General features: G+C 38.7%; 19 protein-coding genes and 1 rRNA gene. 12 read left to right on the top strand and 8 right to left on the bottom strand.

The features are described from left to right. Positions 1 to 22: 22 nt before the first annotated feature. The 4 genes from sstT to plsB form a co-directional block, all read right to left on the bottom strand. Entirely contained in the window at positions 23 to 1,219 is a 1,197-nt protein-coding gene (gene sstT, locus AC5YCI_RS00100) for a serine/threonine transporter SstT (RefSeq protein WP_496129189.1), read from the bottom strand. Between the two features lie 207 nt (positions 1,220 to 1,426). After that, positions 1,427 to 3,115, bottom strand: a complete 1,689-nt coding sequence (locus AC5YCI_RS00095) for a SulP family inorganic anion transporter (protein ID WP_496129190.1) — start codon at positions 3,113 to 3,115, stop codon at positions 1,427 to 1,429. 68 nt (positions 3,116 to 3,183) lie between these two features. Continuing rightward, complete coding sequence (locus tag AC5YCI_RS00090) at positions 3,184 to 3,495, bottom strand: metalloregulator ArsR/SmtB family transcription factor (RefSeq protein ID WP_496129191.1); 312 nt, start codon at positions 3,493 to 3,495, stop codon at positions 3,184 to 3,186. Positions 3,496 to 3,666: 171 nt separating this feature from the next. Further along, entirely contained in the window at positions 3,667 to 6,141 is a 2,475-nt protein-coding gene (gene plsB, locus AC5YCI_RS00085) for a glycerol-3-phosphate 1-O-acyltransferase PlsB (RefSeq protein WP_496129193.1), read from the bottom strand. A gap of 534 nt (positions 6,142 to 6,675) precedes the next feature. Between plsB and AC5YCI_RS00080 the strand changes: the two genes are divergently transcribed. The 10 genes from AC5YCI_RS00080 to AC5YCI_RS00035 all read left to right on the top strand — a co-directional run bounded on the left by AC5YCI_RS00080 (position 6,676) and on the right by AC5YCI_RS00035 (position 16,445). Continuing rightward, positions 6,676 to 7,443, top strand: coding sequence for a glucose 1-dehydrogenase (locus tag AC5YCI_RS00080; RefSeq protein WP_496129194.1), 768 nt, complete (start codon positions 6,676 to 6,678; stop codon positions 7,441 to 7,443). Positions 7,444 to 7,509: 66 nt separating this feature from the next. Then, a complete protein-coding gene (badI, locus tag AC5YCI_RS00075) occupies positions 7,510 to 8,292 on the top strand; it encodes a 2-ketocyclohexanecarboxyl-CoA hydrolase (protein ID WP_496129218.1) in 783 nt (260 codons plus the stop codon). Between the two features lie 11 nt (positions 8,293 to 8,303). Then, positions 8,304 to 9,461 carry a cyclohexanecarboxyl-CoA dehydrogenase gene (gene aliB / locus AC5YCI_RS00070; RefSeq protein ID WP_122902118.1) on the top strand — a complete coding sequence of 386 codons (1,158 nt, stop codon included), beginning with the start codon at positions 8,304 to 8,306 and terminating at the stop codon, positions 9,459 to 9,461. A gap of 38 nt (positions 9,462 to 9,499) precedes the next feature. Beyond that, positions 9,500 to 11,122 carry a cyclohexanecarboxylate-CoA ligase gene (locus tag AC5YCI_RS00065; protein WP_496129195.1) on the top strand — a complete coding sequence of 541 codons (1,623 nt, stop codon included), beginning with the start codon at positions 9,500 to 9,502 and terminating at the stop codon, positions 11,120 to 11,122. Between the two features lie 378 nt (positions 11,123 to 11,500). Continuing rightward, entirely contained in the window at positions 11,501 to 12,496 is a 996-nt protein-coding gene (gene cysK / locus AC5YCI_RS00060) for a cysteine synthase A (RefSeq protein WP_496175051.1), read from the top strand. Between the two features lie 138 nt (positions 12,497 to 12,634). Then, on the top strand, positions 12,635 to 13,717 hold the full coding sequence (gene trmA / locus AC5YCI_RS00055; protein ID WP_496129197.1) for a tRNA (uridine(54)-C5)-methyltransferase TrmA: 1,083 nt from the start codon (positions 12,635 to 12,637) through the stop codon (positions 13,715 to 13,717). Positions 13,718 to 13,963: 246 nt separating this feature from the next. Continuing rightward, positions 13,964 to 14,188, top strand: a complete 225-nt coding sequence (locus AC5YCI_RS00050) for a hypothetical protein (protein ID WP_496129198.1) — start codon at positions 13,964 to 13,966, stop codon at positions 14,186 to 14,188. A 256-nt stretch (positions 14,189 to 14,444) separates the two neighbouring features. Next, positions 14,445 to 14,558: a hypothetical protein gene (locus AC5YCI_RS00045; protein ID WP_228722443.1), complete on the top strand. Its 114-nt coding sequence runs from the start codon at positions 14,445 to 14,447 to the stop codon at positions 14,556 to 14,558. 151 nt (positions 14,559 to 14,709) lie between these two features. Next, on the top strand, positions 14,710 to 15,861 hold the full coding sequence (locus tag AC5YCI_RS00040) for an MFS transporter (protein ID WP_496129199.1): 1,152 nt from the start codon (positions 14,710 to 14,712) through the stop codon (positions 15,859 to 15,861). Between the two features lie 128 nt (positions 15,862 to 15,989). Beyond that, positions 15,990 to 16,445 carry a hypothetical protein gene (locus AC5YCI_RS00035; RefSeq protein WP_496129200.1) on the top strand — a complete coding sequence of 152 codons (456 nt, stop codon included), beginning with the start codon at positions 15,990 to 15,992 and terminating at the stop codon, positions 16,443 to 16,445. 41 nt (positions 16,446 to 16,486) lie between these two features. Here AC5YCI_RS00035 and accC read toward each other — a convergent pair whose 3' ends face one another. The 3 genes from accC to aroQ are packed head-to-tail and all read right to left on the bottom strand — an operon-like array spanning position 16,487 to position 18,766. Then, positions 16,487 to 17,854 carry an acetyl-CoA carboxylase biotin carboxylase subunit gene (gene accC, locus AC5YCI_RS00030; RefSeq protein WP_496129201.1) on the bottom strand — a complete coding sequence of 456 codons (1,368 nt, stop codon included), beginning with the start codon at positions 17,852 to 17,854 and terminating at the stop codon, positions 16,487 to 16,489. A 22-nt stretch (positions 17,855 to 17,876) separates the two neighbouring features. Beyond that, complete coding sequence (gene accB / locus AC5YCI_RS00025; RefSeq protein ID WP_496129202.1) at positions 17,877 to 18,299, bottom strand: acetyl-CoA carboxylase biotin carboxyl carrier protein; 423 nt, start codon at positions 18,297 to 18,299, stop codon at positions 17,877 to 17,879. A gap of 17 nt (positions 18,300 to 18,316) precedes the next feature. Continuing rightward, positions 18,317 to 18,766 carry a type II 3-dehydroquinate dehydratase gene (aroQ, locus tag AC5YCI_RS00020; protein WP_496129203.1) on the bottom strand — a complete coding sequence of 150 codons (450 nt, stop codon included), beginning with the start codon at positions 18,764 to 18,766 and terminating at the stop codon, positions 18,317 to 18,319. 731 nt (positions 18,767 to 19,497) lie between these two features. Here aroQ and AC5YCI_RS00015 point away from each other — a divergent pair. Both AC5YCI_RS00015 and AC5YCI_RS00010 read left to right on the top strand, forming a co-directional pair. Next, on the top strand, positions 19,498 to 20,262 hold the full coding sequence (locus AC5YCI_RS00015; RefSeq protein WP_496129204.1) for an alpha/beta fold hydrolase: 765 nt from the start codon (positions 19,498 to 19,500) through the stop codon (positions 20,260 to 20,262). 808 nt (positions 20,263 to 21,070) lie between these two features. Continuing rightward, positions 21,071 to 22,141: a zinc-binding metallopeptidase family protein gene (locus tag AC5YCI_RS00010; RefSeq protein WP_496130874.1), complete on the top strand. Its 1,071-nt coding sequence runs from the start codon at positions 21,071 to 21,073 to the stop codon at positions 22,139 to 22,141. A 150-nt stretch (positions 22,142 to 22,291) separates the two neighbouring features. Here AC5YCI_RS00010 and rrf read toward each other — a convergent pair. Further along, positions 22,292 to 22,406 (bottom strand): 5S ribosomal RNA (gene rrf / locus AC5YCI_RS00005). Positions 22,407 to 22,537 lie beyond the last annotated feature (131 nt).

The following is a 22,537-nucleotide window of genomic DNA, read 5'->3' as shown; positions in this document are numbered from 1 at the left end:
TAACTATACGAATCAACGTATATTAGCGCATACCGCGATCCACTGCTGCGGTAAATAATACATCTGTGGATGAATTGAGTGCAGTTTCAGTTGAATCTTGTAGCACACTGATCACCATACCAATGGCCACCACCTGCATCGCGATATCAGATGAAATACCAAATAAACCGCATGCAACAGGAATTAACAGCAATGAACCACCTGCAACACCTGAAGCACCACATGCAGATACAGTCGCTACCACAGATAAAATCAGCATGGTAGTAAAGCTCACTGGAATACCCAAAGTATTCACTGCAGCCAGCGAAAGTACCGTAATGGTCACCGAAGCACCCGCCATATTAATCGCAGCCCCCAAAGGAATTGCAACACTAGCTGTAGATTCAGGTACACCAAGGCGCTTTGCCAAATCTAGATTGACCGGAATATTGGCTGCCGAACTACGGGTAAAGAAGGCAGTAATACCACTCTCACGTAAACACTGCAATACCAACGGATATGGATTACCACGAGTCACCATAGCCACCATAATCGGGTTAATTACTAAGGCGACAAAGAACATAGTACCCAATAAGACGGCCAGTAATTGCGCATAGCTCATTAAGGTACTTAAGCCAGCATCAGCAAAAGTGACTGCCACTAAACCAAAAATACCAAAAGGCGCAAAACTAATCACTAAGCGAATGACTGAGTTCACAGCATTGGCCGCGTCATTGAGCACACCTTTAGTCGTGTCCGATGCATGACGGAAGGCTAAACCTAAAGCCACTGACCAAGCTAAAATACCAATAAAATTCGCTTCAGCAATCGCAGTCACTGGATTGGCAATAAAGCTTAAAAGTAAGTTTCTAAAGATTTCTGTCAAGCTACCCGGTGGCGTTAACTCACCTTGTGCAGGCATGTCTAAGAATAAAGTACTTGGGAACAGCATACTGGCAACCACTGCACTTAAAGCAGCTAAGAACATGCCAGCTGCGTACATCAACATAATGGGTTTGATATACGCATTGCTACTGCCGACTTTAAAGTTCGCAATAGAAGACAAAACCAGAACAAATACAAGAATTGGGGCAACGGATTTGAGGGCCTTAATGAACAGATCGCCAAGAATCGTTAAATAAGGTGCATATTGCGGTGTAACTACCGCGACGAGCACACCTAAAATGATGGCAATCACAATTCGTGTGACTAAGCTCAAACGCGTAAAAGCTGAAAACATAGGAGGGCCTTGTCAGAAATTACGAGGACAAAAAATTACAAAATGAATCGATATTTTATACTGAAAACCATTATGCCTAAAAAAATATTTTGATATAAAAAATAAATATATGTTTTTTAAAAACAAAAAATTAAATTCCACTTTAAAAATTCACTTTATGGCTGAATTTAGCTGTTGTTTTTTAAAAAAATATCGAATATCCGCATATTAGTTTAGGATCTCAGGGGCTAACTCACGTATGGCTTGATAATGACTTAAATAAATATTGCCACTTAAATGAGTGAGCAAATGCGAATTCTTTAAGCTATCCATCACAGGTCCTTTAATTTCAGAAAAATGGAGCTGGATATTGAGCTTAGCCAGCTCGGCATTTAAATCTTCTAGCATTTCAAGTGCACTATAATCGATATTGCTAATACTAGAGCAGTTGATAACGACGTGTTGTAGCTTAGGATGCTCACTCACGGCGTTAATTAAAAACCCTTTTAAGGTTTGTGCATTTAAAAATGTTAAATTTTCATCAATACGAATCGATAAAACATGCTCTGCAGTATTGACTTGATGACGCTGTACATTCCGAAAATGCTGTGTGCCTTGGATTAAACCAATATGAGCAATATGCGGTCGACTAATACGCCACAGCATTAAAATAAATGTGGAAATAATCCCAATCATCAAGCCTGTACTAATATCAATGCAAATCACCGCAAAAAAGGTAATCCACATCGCCAAACCATCCGCTTTAGAATAGCGCCAAGTATCAATGAAGGGCTTAAAGTCCACCAGCTTCCAAATCGACACCATAATGGTCGCCGCCAAAATGGTTAACGGTAAATCACGGAAAAATCCGGTAAAGTAGAGACTCACTAGGACAATCAATAAAGATGAAATCACACCTGCCATAGGGGTTTTGGCACCCGCATCGGCATTGACCACGGTTCGCGACAAACTGCCTGTAACAGGAAAGGCCGAGCTTAAGCCTGCACTGATATTGGCCACACCAAGGGCAATCAATTCTTGGTTGCTATTGAGTTGACTCCGCTGTTGTAAGGCAGTGGCCTGGGCAATGGAAAGTGATTCAACAAAACTCACCATGGCAATCATGCTAGCACCCGGGAGCAGCTGTATCAGCAAATCTGTATTCCAATGAGGAAAATCAAGTGGTGGAAAACCTGAGGGAATTTCACCTACAGTTTTAATGCCCGCGTGGTTTAAATTGAATGTCATGACCAAAACAATTGATATCACCACCAAAAATAACGGGATTGCTCTGACCCAAAACGTATTCAGATGCAAGCGTTTAAAGAGCTCAGGCAGATAAATTAAAAATAAAATTGCAGCAAGTCCAAACAGCAAGCTATTGATCTGGATATGTGAAAAATAGTGCCACAGACTGGCTATAAATTCAGGAATATTATTGGCTTGTAAAGGCACATCCAATAAAAATTTAACTTGTCCCAAAGCAATTAATAATGCCGAGGCAATAATAAAACTTTTAATCACAGGGTGGCTAATTAGTTGAATTAAAAAGCCAAAGCGAAGAAGTCCCAATAAAAATGAGATGACCCCAACCATCAGTGCCAATAAACAAGCCGCCTCAATATACACCGGTGAACCCACTTCAAACATGGGGTTTAAGGTGGCAAAGGTCATCATGGAAATAATTGCTACGGGTCCAATCGATAAGGTTGGGCTACCGCCAATCATGGCATAGAGGATCATGGGAATAATACTGGCGTATAAGCCCATCATAGGGGGAAGCCCTGCCAACATAGCATAGGCCATCCCTTGGGGAACCAGCATGGCTAAGACAATAAATGCTGCCATCATATCGGCACGAAAATCAGCATACTGATAGTGCTTGAGCCATTGCCATGCTGGAAGTGAGATACGCATAAGATTTATCTAAATCACAATTTTAGATATATTATGCATAAAAAATGCTAAAGAACCAAAACTAATCTTTAGCGAGCTGGGCAATACAACTGATAGAGCGTATTTAGGACGCTGACCAATTTGGGATCTTGAATCGAATAAAAGATCTGTTTACCTTCACGGCGTGTGCTGACCATCTCACTTTTGCGCAACATCATCAGTTGTTGAGATAAGGTGGGTTGATGAATATGAGTCATTTGCTCAATTTGTGAGACGTTTAATTCTTGTTGCGATAAATGACACAGAATCATTAAGCGGTCGCTATTGGCTAATGATTTTAAAACTGTGACCACATGTTCAGAGGCATCACGCATAGCTTTAATCTCAAGCGCATCATTCATGAAAGCTGTCTCGTAGGTTACAAAATAAAAAACGGCGCTTAGTATAAAACAGTTAGAGAATGAGAATTATTTAATCTTTGCAAAAGTCAATGGTTTTTAATGAAGAGTATTATTAGTTATTTTGATACTTAACCAACACGCCACAAAGCGTGCTGATTAATTCAAATGATTTTAAGATTTTGCCTTAAGATCAAAGTCTTTGAGTAGTTTGTCGCTCAATTGGGTGGCGTGTTGAATCGCCTCGAGTTTTGCAGTGTCACTTGGATTAAAGAAGGCCAATGCATCTGGTTGTGGTAGTTGAATACTGCCGCCTTGTACTTGGGCCAACCTGGTATGTTTTAAACTTTGTGCAAAACTTTTGACCGTAGCTTTGTCAAAATAAAAACTATTATGCAAATGCCTGTTGGATAGTAAAGTCTTTAAGCCCAATTTGGTCATTTTTTCAAGTTTGGCTAGACCAAGACTATCTTCGTGACCAAATTGCGCCAAAAAATGCGCCATTAAAACAAAATTCGTTAAGCTCGAATCGGCAAGTTCTGCTAAGGCTTTAATCTGAGCAGCTTTAATGATGTGTAATGTGTGTGTACTTCGATTTAACCAATTTAATTGCACAAAAGCCGCGAGAATCTCATCAATTGCCGCATCTAATTCATGGTTTTGCCATTTTAAGAACAGTTCTTCTTTAAAGAATGGATAAAGCTTGGCAACATAGGCTTTTAAATCCGTCAGATTGACATAACCACGAATAAGGGCAGTTGCGACTAAGGCAGGCAAACTAAAGCAATGTAAAACGTTATTGCTAAAGTAATTGAGTAAGCCTTGTTGCTTATCGCTGACTTGAATAACCTCCACAGCGTCAACTTGATGCTGCTCAATTTGTTTTAGTTTTAAGGCATAGTCAATAATCGCAGCGCCTGAGAGTTCGGTTAGCATCATACGGCTGTCATACGGGCTTAAAGCCAATAAAGCACGATAGTCATCCAACTGCTCAATTAAACTGGCTTTTTCAAGACGATGTTGAGGTGCCTTCAGTAGGAGTAATGACAGTAACGCAATGGGATTCAGCACTGCTGCTTTGTTAATGTTCTCTAAAATGGCATTGGCTGTTTGAGTGACACTATTGACGACATTTTTGGGTAAATCGTCATTAATACCCAGCTGTAAACCTAAAGCATCGTTTTGTTTTAAGATGTCATCTAAATAAATTGGATCACCAAAATTGACATGCACTAAGCCAAAGACTTTTTCAATTTTACGCACTGAGCTAAGTAAACCCCACACCGACTCGGCTTCTTTAGGTTTACCATTTAACTCATTAATATATGAGCTGCCTTCAAATAGTTTTTCATAACCAAAATAAGTGGGAATAAAAGCAATCGGCTTGGTTGCACCGCGTAAATGACTGTGAATGGTCATCGACAACATGCCTTTTTTAGGCGGTAATAATAAGCCTGTGCGCGAACGTCCACCTTCAATAAAATACTCAATTGGGCTGTTACGCGACAATAAGCTATGTACATATTCTTTAAATACCGCCGTGTACAACATATTGCCGTTAAAACTACGACGAATAAAGTAGGCGCCTGCACCACGTAAAATATTACCCACCACAGGTAAGTTTAAATTAATACCTGCGGCAATATGTGGCACCATCAAACCGCGATTGAAAATCACATAGGACAACAGTAAATAGTCAATATGACTCCGATGGCATGGGGTATAGACAATTTCGTAATCTTTGGCTAGTTCACGTACCGTATCAAAGTTATGTACTTCAATCCCATCATAGAGCTGAGTCCATAGTTTTTCTAAACTTAATGCTGCAAAACGTAAAGTTGAATAAGAAAAATCTGAGCTAATCTCGTTTAAATAGCTTTTGGCACGATTTTCTGCTTCAAACATGCTGACTTTTTTATGAATACTTTCTTGTAAAATGGCCTTTTGAATGGCTTCACTTTGCATTAAATTTTGAATTAAATTACGACGATCCGATAAATCGGGTCCCATAATGGCTTCTTTGGATTTGGTTAAATCGCTCCCTAGACGCTCTACAATGTGGTGCGCAGGTGAATAGTTGGGTTGTTGTTGTTTGGCTTGCTCTAATAAAGCACGTAAGGACTGCGGTTTATGGAACTCAATATAGTTATCTTTACCATATAAAGACACATTTAACATTTGCTTTAAATGGGATGGTTTCGCCCAAGCATCAGAAAATAAGGCTTTGAACCAAGAATCTTCATAATCTGGAGCCCGTCCCCATAAGATTGTCACTGGGACAAATTGTACATCTAGGCTTGGGTCTTGTTCTAAAGCTTCAATGAAACGAATCAACTTAGCAGGATAATGATAAGGCACATGCTGCGGATTTTTTTCATTCAGGACTAAAATTGCATCTTTCTCTGTCAATTGACCAACTTGCAAGGGGTGTAAGGCCGCCGCCAAGCCTTGTTTTTGGCTTTCTTGATCAATTAAAACCGCATTACTAACATAATCATCTTCAACGACATAGCACACAGGGCTGTTGGGTTGGGTTTCAAGCAATTGTGCTAATTCTGCAGTGGAGCCAAGCAACTGAGGCGAGACCATTTTTTTTAAAATGGATTGTGTGAAGTTGCGATACCAACGGCTAGAGCGAGCGTTAGACATTACATTCCCTGAGTAAACGTGTCATATCGCGCTATTGTCGGTAATAATTTCTCTGATTACAAACCCGATTGCTGAGAATTTATGCGGTTATTTAAAATATTTAGTCTATTCACTCTAATTTAGAGGCTTAAATTTTCGCTTGTTGGTTCGTCGTTTTGGTAGAGTTTGCCAGTGTAAAACATATTAAACGCTCATTTATTGATAGAATTCATGACTTAATCAAGTCACAATTGCAAAAGTGGAATTTTAAGCATGAATTAAAATAAAAAATTTCATTTTTGCTCTGTTTGGCTTTTATTTCATAACTAAAAAACAAGTACTTAATGATAATTATTGCAAATTATTTCTAAAATCAATTTGGTTTGTTTTGAAATTATTTAAACATCAAAGGATTAGTTAATTTATTGGTATTTTTTGCCAATATGTCCTTATAAAAACTCGTGAGTTTTCTATTGAAACTCACGAGTAGGTTGGTTATGTTGAAATTATGAATCAACAATCATAATTTTAAAACAATAAGTAAGGATGAGCAGGATGCGTGGATTAAAAGATCAAGTCGTGATTGTCACTGGTGGAGCAGGTGGGATTGGTTCGGCAACCTGTAAGCGTTTAGCGCAAGAAGGCGCTAAAGTTGCAATTTTTGATTTAGATTTAAATAAAGCCCAAGCCCTACAACAAGAGCTTGAAGCCTTGGGTACACCAGCTTTAGCCGTGGCGTGTGATATTACCCAAAGTGATGCGGTCAGCACTGCGGTTGCTGAAGTCGAGCAAAAATTGGGGCCAATTACTGGTTTAGTCAATAATGCAGGTTGGGATATTTTTAAACCCTTTGTACAAACCGAACCCAATGAATGGCAAAAGCTGATTCAAATTAACTTGGTGGGTATGCTGAATATGCATCACGCCGTGTTAGGCGGTATGGTGGCACGTAAAGGTGGCCGGATTGTCAATATTGCCTCAGATGCGGCGCGTGTCGGTTCATCAGGCGAAGCTGTTTATGCCGCATGTAAAGGTGGATTACTATCATTTTCTAAAACCCTCGCACGCGAACATTCGCGCCATAACATTACTTTAAATGTGATTTGTCCGGGGCCGACAGAAACTGCGCTGTTGGCAGGTGTAACGGATGCTGCCCCTAATCCAGAAAAACTACGTGAAGCCTTTACCAAAGCTATTCCACTTGGGCGTTTAGGTCAGCCAGATGATCTTGCCTCAGCCATTAGCTTTTTCTTAAGTGATGATGCAGCATTTATTACTGGACAAGTACTTAGTGTGTCTGGTGGTTTAACCATGAATGGTTAATTCAACAATAACAAACAAGGAAGAACAACAATGCATTACGAAGCGATTAATCAAGTAAATAAAAGCATGAATTTTGAAGATATTTTATATGAGGTTAAAAATGGTGTGGCGTGGATTACCATTAACCGCGCGGACAAAATGAATGCTTTTCGTGGAACAACTTGTGATGAACTGATTAAAGCCCTCTATAAAGCGGGTTATGACAAAAATGTCGGTGCGATTGTTCTTGCTGGTGCTGGCGATCGCGCGTTTTGTACTGGTGGTGATCAATCTGCACATGATGGGAATTATGATGGCCGTGGCACCATTGGTTTACCGATGGAAGAACTACATACCGCGATTCGTGATGTACCCAAACCTGTGATTGCCCGTGTACAAGGTTATGCCATTGGTGGCGGTAACGTTTTAGCCACCATTTGTGATCTGACCATTTGTTCAGATAAAGCTGTATTTGGTCAAGTTGGCCCTAAAATGGGTTCGGTCGATCCAGGGTATGGCACGGCGTTTTTAGCCCGTGTGGTGGGTGAGAAAAAAGCCCGTGAAATTTGGTATATGTGCCGTCGTTATAGTGGTCAAGAAGCAGTTGAAATGGGGCTTGCCAATAAATGCGTGCCACATGATGAATTGGATGCTGAAGTTCAGGCATGGGGTGAAGAACTGTGTCAGCGCAGTCCAACCGCGATTGCGATTGCTAAACGTAGTTTTAACATGGATACCGCGCATCAAGCCGGTATTGCCGGCATGGGTATGTATGCACTGAAACTGTATTACGATACCGAAGAATCACGTGAAGGCGTCAATGCTTTAAAAGAAAAACGTGCACCTGAATTCCGTAAGTATGCCAAATAAGGAGTCATGATATGTCAAAAAATCCTTATATCGATGCAGACTTAGAATTTTTAAGCGAAACCGTGGAAAAATTTGCACAAAAATATATTGCGCCGGGTTTTTTAGCGCGTGATCAAAGCCGTATTTTTGACCGTGATTTAATGAAAATGATGGGTGAAATGGGTTTTATTGCCCCAGAATTACCCGAACATTATGGTGGTCAAGACATGGGGCGCTTAGCAGCAGGCGTAATTCACGAAGCGGTTGCTAAATATGATTTAAGTTTCTCTTATATTAATTTACTCGCTTCACTAAATGGTCAGATTTTGGCAGAGCATGGTGATCCTGAAGTGGTCACGCCGTGGCTACATAAGCTGACCCGTGGAGAAGCGCTATTTGCCATTGGATTAACCGAGCCGCGTGGTGGTTCAGATGCTGGAAGTTTACGTTTAAAAATCGAGAGAGATGGCGACGAATATGTGCTAAATGGCGAAAAAACTTCAATTTCTGCGGCTGATCAAGCCGATGCTGCGGTCATTTTTGGGCGTACCGGCTCGATTGAATCTGGTGCCCATGGGGTGACGGCTTTATTAGTCCCAATGGATTTGCCCGGCATTAGCACCACGCGTTTTGATTGTCATGGGCAACGTGCCATTGGTCGTGGTTCGATTTTCTTTGAAAACGTGCGCGTACCAGTCAATCATCGCTTAGGTGATGAAAACAAAGGTTTTGTACAAGTCATGCAAGGTTTTGACTTTTCACGTGCCTTGATTGGTTTACAAGTATTGGCTGTGGCACGGGTGAGTTTAGATGAAGCATGGGCGTATGCCGCAGAACGAGAAGCTTTTGGTAAACCTTTAACTGCATTCCAAGGCGTATCACATCCATTGGCGGATTATGAAACCCAAGTCGAAGCTGCGCGTTTATTGTGTTTACAAACCTTATGGCTCAAAGACAACCATCTACCGCACACCGCAGAAGCAGGCATGTGTAAATGGTGGGGGCCAAAACTGGCTTATGATGTGGTGCATCAATGTTTACTTACCTTTGGTCATGCTGGTTATGACCGCGGTGTCATGGAACAACGCCTACGCGATATCTTAGGTTTCCAAATTGGCGATGGCACCGCACAAATTATGAAAACCATTATTGCTCGGCATAAAGCAGGACGCAAAGCTGTGCCGGCATAATGAAAAACAACAATAAAAATCAATAAGGACATCAGGATATGGAATTTGATGCAGTGCTAATTGAAGGACGCCGTGCCTATATGCAACAACACGGTTATTGGCATAATTTTACTATTCTGGACGCGTTGAAACAGGCCGTAGCGCAGCAACCCAATAAAACTGCTTTAGTCAGTTATAAACAACAGCAACCGACTCAAAGTTTTACGTATAAGGAGATTTGGCAACTCACCAATCAAATGGCACTGGGCTTAAAGCGTTTGGGAATTCAAGCGCATGATGTGGTGGCCTGTCAATTGCCCAATTGGTGGGAATTTAGCTTACTGTATTTGGCGTGTAGTCGGATTGGTGCTGTGCTCAATCCACTCATGCCGATTTTTCGCGAACGTGAACTAGAATTTATGCTCAAACACGGCGAAGCCAAACTGTTTGTGGTACCAAAAATCTTTCGTGGTTTTGATCACGCAGCTTTGGCCACGCAACTGCAAAGCAAAATTCCGACACTTGAACACGTTTTGGTGATTGATGAGCAACAAGGTAGTTTTCAGCAATTGCTAGAACATGATGTCAGTGCAACAGAACTTGCTGAATTAGATCAATATATCTTAGATCCAGATCAAGTCACGCAACTGATTTTCACCTCAGGCACTACGGGTGAACCCAAAGGCGTGATGCATAGCTCAAATACTTTATTTGCCAATATTGTTGAATATGCCAATACTTTGCATTTAGACCAAAACGATGTGGTGCTCATGGCATCACCGATGGCACATCAAACTGGTTTCATGTACGGCTTAATGATGCCAATTTGGTTACAAGCCAAAGCAGTGCTGCAAGATATTTGGGAGGTGAATCAAGCGATTGCAGTCATTCAAAATGAACAAGTCAGTTTTACCATGGCATCCACGCCATTTTTAAATGATCTTTCCAGCCAAGTGGCACAATTAAATACCCAAATTCCATCTTTAAAAACTTTCCTGTGTGCTGGTGCACCAATTCCAGGGCCCTTAGTTGAACAAGCACGGCAAAACTTAAATATCAAAGTGATTTCTGCTTGGGGCATGACCGAATGTGGCGCCGTGACCATGACCTTAATTGAAGATCCAGATGAGCGCTCTTGTCATACCGATGGTAAGGCACTCAAGGGAGTAGAAATTAAAATTGTCGATAAACATGGCCAAGAAAAACCCGTGAATAGCGCAGGGCGTTTATGGGTGCGTAGCTGTTCTAACTTTGCTGGTTATTTAAAACGTCCGCATTTAAATGACACCAATAGCGAGGATTGGTTTGATACGGGTGATATTGCCTATCAAGATGAATATGGTTATATCCGCATTTGTGGGCGTAAAAAAGATGTGATTATCCGTGGTGGTGAAAATATTCCAGTGGCGGAGATAGAATCTTTATTGTATCAGCACCCTAAAATTGCCACCGTTGCATTAGTAGCCTATCCTGATGAACGCTTAGGTGAACGTGCTTGTGCCATTGTGAAACTTAAAGATCCTCAGCACGCTTTAGACTTGAGTGAAATTTTAACGTTCTTACAACAGCATAATTTAGCCAAACAATATTTACCAGAACGCCTAGAAGTCTGGGACAATATTCCGATGACCCCATCAGGTAAAATCCAAAAATTTAAGTTACGTGAAATGTTAGTCTCTTAACTTATAGTTGCGAAAAGCCAAAAAGAGAGCAGCAAACAGCTCTCTTTTTGCTATGTATAGATATAATGAGCGCTTTATTATTGTAAAAACCATTATCGAGAAAACCGAACAATAGATTGCTATATTTTATGACGATACAGGATATATCTCCGTGATTTTTTGCAATTCTCCGAACATATTTTTAATTTTGATCGGTTTTGTTAATTTTGAAATCGGCGATTTTACACATTTTTGCTTAAATTAACCGCAGTTTAATCGCTAAAATAGATAAATAACTTATAGGAAAATAAGCGTACGCTTGGTGTGTCAGACAAGATAAATTTAAAAAAATTGGCGTATGATAAACCCTATAATTGAATAAATGTGAAGGATAGACACATGACCGATGCCGCTTTTCCAACCCCAAATAATTTGGGTATTGCAGTTTACGAAAATAACGCTGAAGCCATTGGTAATACGCCACTAGTACGTATTAACCGTGCGATTACTGGTGGTGCGACTGTATTAGCCAAAATAGAAGCACGTAATCCAGCATTTTCAGTAAAATGTCGTGTCGGTGCTGCCTTAATTAAAGATGCAGAGCAACGTGGTGTATTAAAGCCGGGCATGCATATTGTCGAGCCAACCAGTGGTAATACTGGTATTGCCTTGGCATTTGTGGCTGCTGCCAAGGGCTATCCAATTACCTTAACCATGCCTGCAAGTATGAGTATTGAACGTCGTAAGGTACTTAAAGCACTGGGCGCGAATTTGGTGTTAACCGAACCTGCTAAAGGCATGAAAGGCGCCGTGGATGAAGCAGTGCACTTAACTCAAGAACAACCAGAACTGTATTACCTGCCACAACAATTTGAAAACCCAGCCAATCCTAAAATTCATGAAACCACCACTGGCCCTGAAATTTGGCAAGCAACAGGCGGTAAAGTTGATATCTTAGTGTCTGGTGTAGGGACAGGCGGTACCATTAGCGGTATTTCACGTTATTTTGAGCAAGTACAAAACCAAGCGCTTTATTCTGTTGCAGTCGAACCTGCCGAATCTGCCATTATTGCTCAGGCCAAACGTGGTGAAGACTTAACCCCAGGGCCACATAAGATCCAAGGTATTGGCGCCAACTTTATTCCTAAAAACTTAGATCTAGATTTAGTCGATGAAGTGATTGCCATTCCAAGCCAAGAGGCAATTGACTGGGCCCGTAAAACTGCCACCCAAGAAGGCATTTTAGTGGGTATTTCAAGTGGTGCAGCGATGGCAGCCGCAGCACAATTGGCCGCACGTCCTGAAAATGTAGGTAAAAACATTGTGGTGATTTTACCTGATGCAGGTGAGCGCTACTTATCTTCTGTATTATTTGAAGATATTTCTGCAGAATAAACCTGTTTTAGCTTCATCAAAAGGTGCTCTATGTGGAGCGCCTTTTTTAATTGTATAGATTTTATACCTGATAAATTTAGGTAACATCCTTAAATTTTGTTACTATGAAGCACTTTTCATAGCTTTACCTGTTTGCATATGACTTCATCTTACCAACAACAACTTGATGCTAAAGTTGCCCGTATCACGGCGCAATTTGCTGAATTTAATCCGCCTGCTTTAGATGTGTTCGCATCACCAGAACACCATTATCGTATGCGTGCTGAATTTCGCGTTTGGCATACTGAAGATGATATGTTCTATGCTATGTTTGAGCGCAATGAAGATGGGCAAAAGCAAGTCATTCGTATTGATCAATTTGAAATTGCAGATCAAAACATTAACCGTTTAATGCCTGAACTTTTAACTGCACTTAAGGCAGATCCGATTCTGTCACAACGCTTATTTGAAGTGCATTTCTTGGCGACTTTAAGCGGGGAAGTGTTAGTTTCTCTAATTTATCATCGTAAATTAGAACAAGATTGGTTACCTGTTGCAAAACAAGTCGCTGAACAACTCAATGTGAAATTAATTGGTCGTTGTCGTGGGCAGAAGTTTGTCTTAACTGAAGAATTTGTGGTCGAAAAGCTTTCTGTGTTTGAACGTGAATATCTGTATAAACAAATTGAAAGTAGTTTTACCCAACCAAACGCGCAAGTCTGTCAAAAAATGCTGCAATGGGCTTGTGAGGCTGCAGATTATTCAGAAAAAGACTTATTAGAACTGTATTGTGGTAATGGTAACTTCACCTTACCACTATCTACACGTTTTCGCCGTGTTTTGGCTACAGAACTGGCCAAATCATCAGTCTATGCTGCACAGTGGAATATTGAACAAAACCAAATTGACAATATTCAGGTGGCACGTCTCTCGGCTGAAGAATTTACTCAAGCTTATAATGGCGAACGTGAATTCCGTCGTTTGCAAGAAGCTCATATTGATATTGCAAGCTATGACTTTGATACAGTGTTTGTCGACCCACCACGTGCAGGGATTGATGATGAAACCTTAAAGTTGTTACAGCGTTTTAAACGTATCATTTATATTTCATGTAATCCTGATACGCTACATGACAACTTAAAGACTTTGGCCAATACACATCAAGTGACTAAATTTGCTTTATTTGACCAATTTCCATATACCCATCATGTTGAATCTGGTGTATTGCTTGAAATGAAATAAATAGAGGTTCTACTCAAACAACAGTTGCCAAAGCGAAGGGGAGTTCAATTGGGCTCCCTTTATTGTTTATAAAAAATAATAGCTTATAAAAAAGCAAGCCCATTAAATCGCATAATATCGTTTAAAAGCAGTAGTATCATCGAAAAAATGCGTCAATCAATCGCTGCTTTTGTCGCTCATGACCACTTGTTTTATTTTTTATATTGGCTATATTTCGAACTATGTTAGATTATCAATGAAGGCTCTATGAGTTTTTGGCAAAAACTGTTCTCTGATCAACAGGTCAACGCACATAAAAACCAAACCGCTTGTGTTGAAAATGACTGTTCATGTAAATCGAATGAACAACTCATTACAGCATTAAAACAAGCGACGGATGAAGATGTCATTCTTGGTATCAAGAAAGTTTTAGCGGCTCGTGGTTATAGCCGTAAAGAGTTAAATGATTTTCAGCATTTACCTTTGCAATAAACTGCAAGATAGATGCGAAAAAAAGGATTGCTGAAAAGCAATCCTTTTTTTTGTTTAAGAATGCATATAACCCATACACACTATAACAATAAATAACATTGTTAAGAAATTATTAATAATGTAAGACTGTGTAAGAAAAACCATCTAAAACGTGTCGTTTTTAGCACATTTTATTATTTATGTTGAGCGCTCACATCTTGTTATTTAGAATTGTTTATAATTTCTAAAACCATTTAACATAGATACCGAGGATATTATGGAATTAAAGAAATTTTTGTTAAGTTTTAATAATCTAAACACTTATCTTTTTATGGCAATTATGCTCTTGATGAGTTTGATTATCTATTTTTACGTTATTAATCCGTTGTAAATAGAAAGAACCATAGCAACTTGATCTGATTAGTTTTTCTTCAATTTAATAATAAAAAATAGACCTAGCGAGTGATCAAAATAAATAGATTATAAAATTCACTGGTTTTGGGTGTAACATTGTGGCTTATTTTTGTCGTTTTGCGGCTATTATGCGCATCCAAAATCGTCTCGCTGGATTTTACTTCTTTTATTACGCTATTGTTGGCACCTTTATGCCGTATTGGAACCTTTATCTTGAAGATCAAGGTTTTAATTATTCCGAAATTGGCGTATTAGCATCTGTAGCCATTATCACTCGTTTTTTTGCTCCCTTTATTTGGGGTTGGATTGCCGATAAATCAGGCAAGCGTATGCTTTTGGTGAGGGTAGCCACTTGGGTTGAAGCTTTTGTTTGGTTACTGATTTTTATTATTCCCAATAGCTTTCAATCTATTGCCTTATTGATGCTGATTTTTAGCTTTTTTCAAAATGCTATTTTGGCACAATTTGAAGGAGTGACTGCATTTTGGTTAGGTAAACAGCGTGCAGCACTCTATGGTCGAGTTCGACAGTGGGGATCGATAGGGTTTATTATCGCCGTGTTTGGTATTGGTGCTCTCTTAGATATCATTCATATTAGTCAATTGCCCATTGTTTTATTATGTATTGCTGTACTGGCTTTCTTATGGTCTTTTAGTATTGCTGAACCTCATGAGGCACCCTCGGCACAGCAAAAAATGCAATCTATTCTGCCAGTTTTAAAACAACCGGCTGTACGTGCATTTTTTATCATTGAGTTAATTCTATTATTTTCGCATGCGCCTTTTTATAGCTTTTATAGCAATTATTTAAAAAGTCATGGCTTAAGTACCAGTTTAATTGGTGGCCTGTGGTCCATTGGTGTAATAGCAGAAATTGTCATGTTTGCTTGTGCACCGTTTTTCTTTCAGCGTTGGGGCTTTCGTACTTTAGTTAGCCTTTGTTTATGTACAACTGCATTACGCTGGGGATTAGTGGGCATATTCTATGATTCATTATGGATACAAGCTATTGCACAATCTATTCATGCCTTTAGTTTTGGTTTATTTCACTTAATTGCCATGCGTATTATTTTTGACTATTTTACACCACAGCAGCAAGGACGAGCCCAAGCTTTTTATAGTACCATCTGGGGGATTGGGGTGGCCTTAGGCAGTATTTTGGCGGGTCAATATTGGCAGAGTTTAGGCGGTGAAATAATTTTTATACTGGCAGGTGTAGTGACTTTATTAGGATTACTATTTGTGCGTCCACTTCCTATTCAACGCGACATGAGCTCATAAAGCGACAATAAAAAAGCAACATAACTTAGATTCTAAAACTATAGAGTATTAAATCGTGAAGCAGTATGATAGATAAAAGTTAAAGCACTCCATTTAACTTCACTTTCTAATACGCTATAAAGATTTTTATGAAAAAAAAGGTACTGATTGCACTTTTAGCTGCTACAGCAACAATCCCAGTTCATGCTGTACCTGTAGTGGCTGATAATATGCAAAATAATATTAAGATTAGCACACGGCCAGCTTTGGTGGGATTGTGGGGAATGCCTATTCCTGAAAATAAAAAATGTACCGAATATTACAATTTTAAGAGTAATCATGATGTATTTATTCGAAGTGGGGCAGAGTGGTCTTACGGAAATTATGACTATCAACCTAGGATTGACCTAAACAACAGTTCTGCCTTACTCAATTTACATATTCGCCATGATAACAACGAAATTGATTGCTCTGGTATTCAAGAAGACCAAAGCGGTGAAATGACTCGAGTTGCAATTACTTGGCATACACCATCACATATTTCTTTTTGTTTAGAAGATCATCCCAATCAATGTTTTGCCAGCCTAAGACGTATCTATCCGTAAAAAAAAAGCCACTCTGTTGAGTGGCTTTTTGATTTTAAAGCTTACACGACTTTTTCAGCATGAATTTCTAACTGCTTAAGCAAATGCTTTTCTAGATAGTGAATATCCATTGCTTGCTTACAGAAATTTGCATCTTCTAAAATCAATTCACGATGCAGTGGGATATTGGTTTTAATACCACTTAAAATCGTTTCATCAAGCGCTTGTTTCATGCGAGCGATCGCAGTTTCACGATCTTTACCATGTGCAATAATTTTAGCAATCATCGAATCATAGTAAGGTGGGATGCTGTAACCTGTATAGATATGAGAATCTAAACGGATACCTGCACCACCTGGCGCGTAAAATTGTTCAATTTTACCTGGAGATGGAATAAAGGTGGTTGGATCTTCTGCATTAATACGGCATTCAATCGCATGACCTTTACAGACCACATCTTCTTGTTGGATATCTAATCCCAAACCTGCAGCAATACGTAACTGTTGTTCAATAATGTCAATACCAGTAACTTGCTCAGTGACAGGATGTTCTACTTGAACACGTGTATTCATTTCAATAAAGAAGAATTCACCATCTTCAAATAAGAATTCAAACGTACCAGCACCACGATATTGCATGAGCTTACATGCATTCACACAAGCTTCCAGAATATGCGCACGTGCATCTTCAGGCAAGTTTGGTGCTGGTGCCTCTTCAAGTACTTTTTGATGACGACGTTGCAATGAGCAGTCACGATCAAATAAATGAATCGCATGACCATTGCCGTCGGCGAGTACTTGTACTTCAACGTGACGTGGCTTTTGTAAGAAACGTTCCATATAGACCGTATCATCACCAAACCACATTTCGGCATCACGCTGTGCTGCTTGTACAGATTCAAGCAGGGTGTCGACACGTTCTACAATACGCATACCACGACCACCACCACCAGAAGCTGCTTTCACAATCAGTGGGAAACCGATTTTTTTAGCTTCTTCTAAGGCATTTTGTGTAGTCACTGCATGAGCAGAACCAGGCACAGTCGGTACACCAGCTTTACGCATGGCTGTGATCGCAGAAACTTTATTACCCATTAAACGGATATGTTCTGGACGTGGGCCAATGAAAATAAAACCAGAGGTTTCTACAATTTCAGCAAACTCAGCATTTTCTGATAAAAAACCGTAACCTGGGTGAATGGCATCTGCACCTGTGATTTCTGCTGCAGTAATAATTGCGGGGATGTTTAAATAGCTTTCACTACTTGCACCCGGGCCAATACATACAGCTTCATCACAAAAGCGTAGGTGCATTAGGTCTTTATCAGCATCAGAATAGATACCAACAGTTTTAATCCCTAATGTTTTGCATGCGCGGGTGATGCGCAAGGCAATCTCACCACGGTTTGCAATTAATACTTTCTGCAACATTATCGTTCCTCGTGATGATGACTTAAGCGCGATAACGGAAAAGTGGTTGACCAAATTGAATCACTTCGCCATTTTTTACTAAAATTTCTTCAATAACACCGCTTTGCGTTGCTTCAATTGGGTTCATGATTTTCATGGCTTCGATAATACCTAATGTTTCGCCAGCAGTTACCGTTTGGCCAACTTTAACAAAAGGTGCTTCGCCAGGGCTTGACGCTGCGTAAAATACACCAACCATTGGCGAAGTTTCGACTGCGCCGCGTGGTGCAGATTTAGGCGCAGCAGGAGCGGCAGCACCAGGTGCTGGCATAGCTGCAACAGGTGCTGCAACCACAGGTACACGACGTGTTAAAGCGATCGATTGATCACCTTCTTTCACTTCAATTGCCTGTAGGTCAGATTCAATCATCAAGTCGATGAGTTTTTTAATTTTACGAATATCCATGGTTCAAGTCCTGAGTCTTAATGAGATGGTTGAATTTTTGCAATCGCATAATCTACGGCTGCTGTATAACCTTTGGCACCAAGTCCACAGATCACACCCACAGCTTTATCGGATAAATACGAATGATGTCTAAATGCTTCACGTGCATGTACATTGGATAAATGCACTTCAATAAAAGGAATATCTACCCCTAAAAGAGCATCTCGCACCGCTACTGAGGTATGCGTCAAAGCAGCAGGGTTAATCACAATAAATTTCACCCCTTGCTGTTTGGCTTCATGAATTCGATCAACAATGGCACCTTCCCAGTTGCTTTGAAAAGTTGCTAATTCAAGTTGAGAATATTGAGCTTGTTGAATAAGTTGCTGGTTAATATCTTCTAATGTTAAGTAACCATAAACCTCTGGTTCACGCTGTCCAAGCAGATTTAGATTCGGTCCGTGAATCACCAAAATGGCTAAACTCATTCAAATTACTCCAATGTTAAATTTGCAATGATAATTTGCAAGATAGATGCAAAGTTTGCGCTATTATTGCATAATTTTCTACATCTGATCTTTTAAGTGGTTATAATTTACTAAAAGATCAAGCTGTTATATGAGTGCTATATTGTAAATTTTGTAAGTAATTCACAATGTTAAAAAATGCCATTTTTAAATTTTTTTTTGCAAGATTGCTACAAATTTTTATTTTTTAAATAAAACCAAGAGCAATAAATTTTGAGATCTATAGACATAAAGTGACATAAATATAGTGAGTATTAGTATTAAAGATGCCGAGTTGTTGCAGCATTAAAACATGAGTATTTATAAAACTTTTTGTGTGGTATGCCTATGGCAACATCGTTCATTTTTATAAAATTAAAGCAAAAACAGTTAATTAATTTAATTTTATTTGGGTTGCGTTCTGTTTATTAAGATATAGATTGAGGAAGTCTAGTCTATGCAATATTCAGAAAACCCTACACCAACAAGCGATTGATTGACCAATATGATCATACAGATCAAAAAAAAAATTCAGGCGAAATCTGCCAAAATGCCTAATATTCCAGCAAATTTAATGCAAAATAATTTATGCAACAAAAGCTTATACTAGATTCTTAATAACACCAAGATGTCTTAAAAATACAGTGAAGATCCTTGCTTAATCCAATCAATCAACCCAATATAAGTATATCTATTTATGATTTTCCTGAATTATGCAACTTCATTATCAGTACCAAGCCCATCCTAATACTCAAGCAAAAACTTTAGTCTTTATTCATGGTTTATTCGGTAGCTTAAGCAATTTGGGGATGTTAGCTCGTGCATTACAGCAAGACTATGCCACGCTACAAATTGATCTACGTAATCATGGCTTATCTGCACATTCCGACGCACACAGTTACGATTTGTTGGCACAAGATGTAGTAGATACACTAGATGGATTAAATATTGATCAATTTAGTGTAATTGGTCATTCTATGGGAGGTAAAACAGCTATGCGTTTAGCAGAGCTGGTGAATGATCGATTAGATAAACTTGTTATTTTAGATATAACACCAATAGCCTCAAACGATTATCATCATAATAAAATTTTTCAGGCACTCATTGCAGTACAAGATGCACAAGCAACCACACGCCAACACGCCACTGAAATTATGCAGCAGTATATTAATGAAATGATGGTCATTCAATTTTTACTTAAATCATTTAACAAAGGACAATGGTTATTTAATGTGACAGGGTTGGAGCAAAATTATTCTGAAATTCTAACCTGGAAAAATCAAAAACCTTGGAATAAACCATGTCTATTTTTACGTGGCCAAAACTCTGACTATTTGGCTAAACCTGAACACTTTGAGGCAATACAGCATCAATTTCCCCAAGCTGATATTCAACTCATTAAAAATGCTGGGCATTGGCTACATGGAGAAAAGCCTCAAGAGGTTTTAGATGCAATTAAAAAATATTTAGCAGATTAAAAAAACAGTCATGCTTTGCATAAGCTAATTTATTTGAAGCATGACGAATAAAAAATTAATTATTAAAGTTAGCGAATGATAAATACCGCGGCTGTTTTTTCATTTAGCCATCTATATGCTGCAGTCAACCACATTTATTGATATGGATAATATATCATGATCCAATTTCGTATAATGAATATTATGTTAAATAATATATAAATCCATAACCCCCATTCAAGCTTATAGTCATCTCACAACCCTATGGTTTTAGAGAGATGAAAAATTGATTCAAGCTTTCTATTGATAAACTTACAAATCATCAAGCACATATTCTAATAAATCTCGCTCGCTACTCAGGATGCCCAAAGCCTCCTCTTACTATCATTCTGCTTGGTTTCTAAATACTACAAGCTTTAGTTTGATAGAGCGGTTTGAAACTAGATGTGTAACATATAGGAATTTAAACAATCCTATACCGCGCACATAGTTTTTTTTACTTAGATGGGTCAATATGCTCAATATAAGTAATTGACAAAAATAACCACCGATCAATATGATGCGTTATATACGCATCATATAATACAATAAACCATTGTTTTTAATTAATTAATTTTTGTTATAAAAATAATTTTAACCATTATAGCAACCAAAGCATACACCATTAAATGATTACTTATTTTGTTCAATTCATCACAAATGGAGTTAAAAATTCAGTACTGACTAGACAATCTAAGAAATGCATCATTTTTCGCATAAAAGCTAATGAATATAGGTTGTTTTTGAAAGACAATAAGTGATAGTTTTTTGCAATGGAATGATCAATATTATGCGCTATTTCTCTTGTAGTGAATGCCAACAGCAGATTTTTTTTGCTAAAACACATTGCGATCATTGCGGCTGCAGAATTGGTTATTCCGCAAAATATCAAGAATTGCTCTGCTTTGATGAAAAACAAGCCAATATTTGGCAGGTTAAGCAGAAACATAAAAACATTACAAATGTTGAATTCAAACCTTGTTACAACTACACCCATCATCAAATTTGTAATTGGGTACTCAGTATTAATGATGAGGAAATTTATTGTGAGTCATGTCAACTTACTTATATCATTCCCCCACTTGACCAACCTGAAAATATTGAATACTGGCGCCATCTAGAACATGCCAAGCATCGCTTCTTATATTTAACTCAGCGCTTAAATATAATGCCACGTCCAAAACGAAATGATGATGATCAACTTGGACTACGTTTTAATTTTTTAGTGCCAATGCATGGCCAACCCGTAATGACTGGTCATGGCAAAGGTATCATTACTTTAAATGCACAAGAAGCAAATGTGATTTATCGTGAAACCACACGAGTTAATATGGGAGAAAACTATCGAACACTATTAGGTCATTTTAGACACGAAAGTGGTCACTACTATTTTTATTTAATTGAGAATTTAAGACCAGATTTATTAGCAGAGTTCAGACATTATTTTGGCGATGAGCGTCAAGATTATGCTATAGCACTGCAAAAACATTATGAATATGGGCCTGAGCCAAACTGGCAAAAACACTATATTAGCTCTTATGCTACAGCCCACCCTTGGGAAGATTGGGCTGAAACTTGGGCGCATTATTTACATATGATGGAAACCTTAGAAACTGCTTTTCATGCAGGCTTAGCTGTTAATGCCAAACAAGGTAGCTTAACCAATCTCACCATGGATGAGTGCCCTATTGGTGCTGAAAATTTTGAGAAAATTTTAGAAAGTTGGATTACATTAACTTTTAATTTAAATGCTCTAAATCGTAGTATGGGTTTAGAAGATGCCTATCCTTTCAAATTATCTGATGTTATTAAAGATAAACTACGTTTTATTCATAGACATTTGTTGGATTTGGCTTTTTAATTTAAATTATACTTAGGCTATTATTATATAACCGCAATGAAGAATAAGACATTATTAAAACAATTTCATGCAAATTCTGAGGGTATTTATTGCTTTTTATAGGCGAAAAAAAATCCCCCGATCAACGATCGAGGGATTTTTAGAATAATGAGCTGGCGATGACTTACTCTCACATGGGTAACCCCACACTACCATCAGCGCTAAGAGGTTTCACTTCTGAGTTCGGGAAGGGATCAGGTGGTTCACTCTTGCTATTGTCGCCAGCACAACTTGGATGCTTACTCATCAGGTCTTACAAATGCCTAACTTTCGTCAAATGAGTTATTAACAGGATATATCTGAGTCGTCTATTTTGTTCGTTAGCGTTAACTAAATCAAGTTGTTTGTAGTGATTTT

Source organism: Acinetobacter sp. CY17 (assembly GCF_059515825.1).
This window is presented reverse-complemented; position numbering and strand designations above follow the sequence as displayed.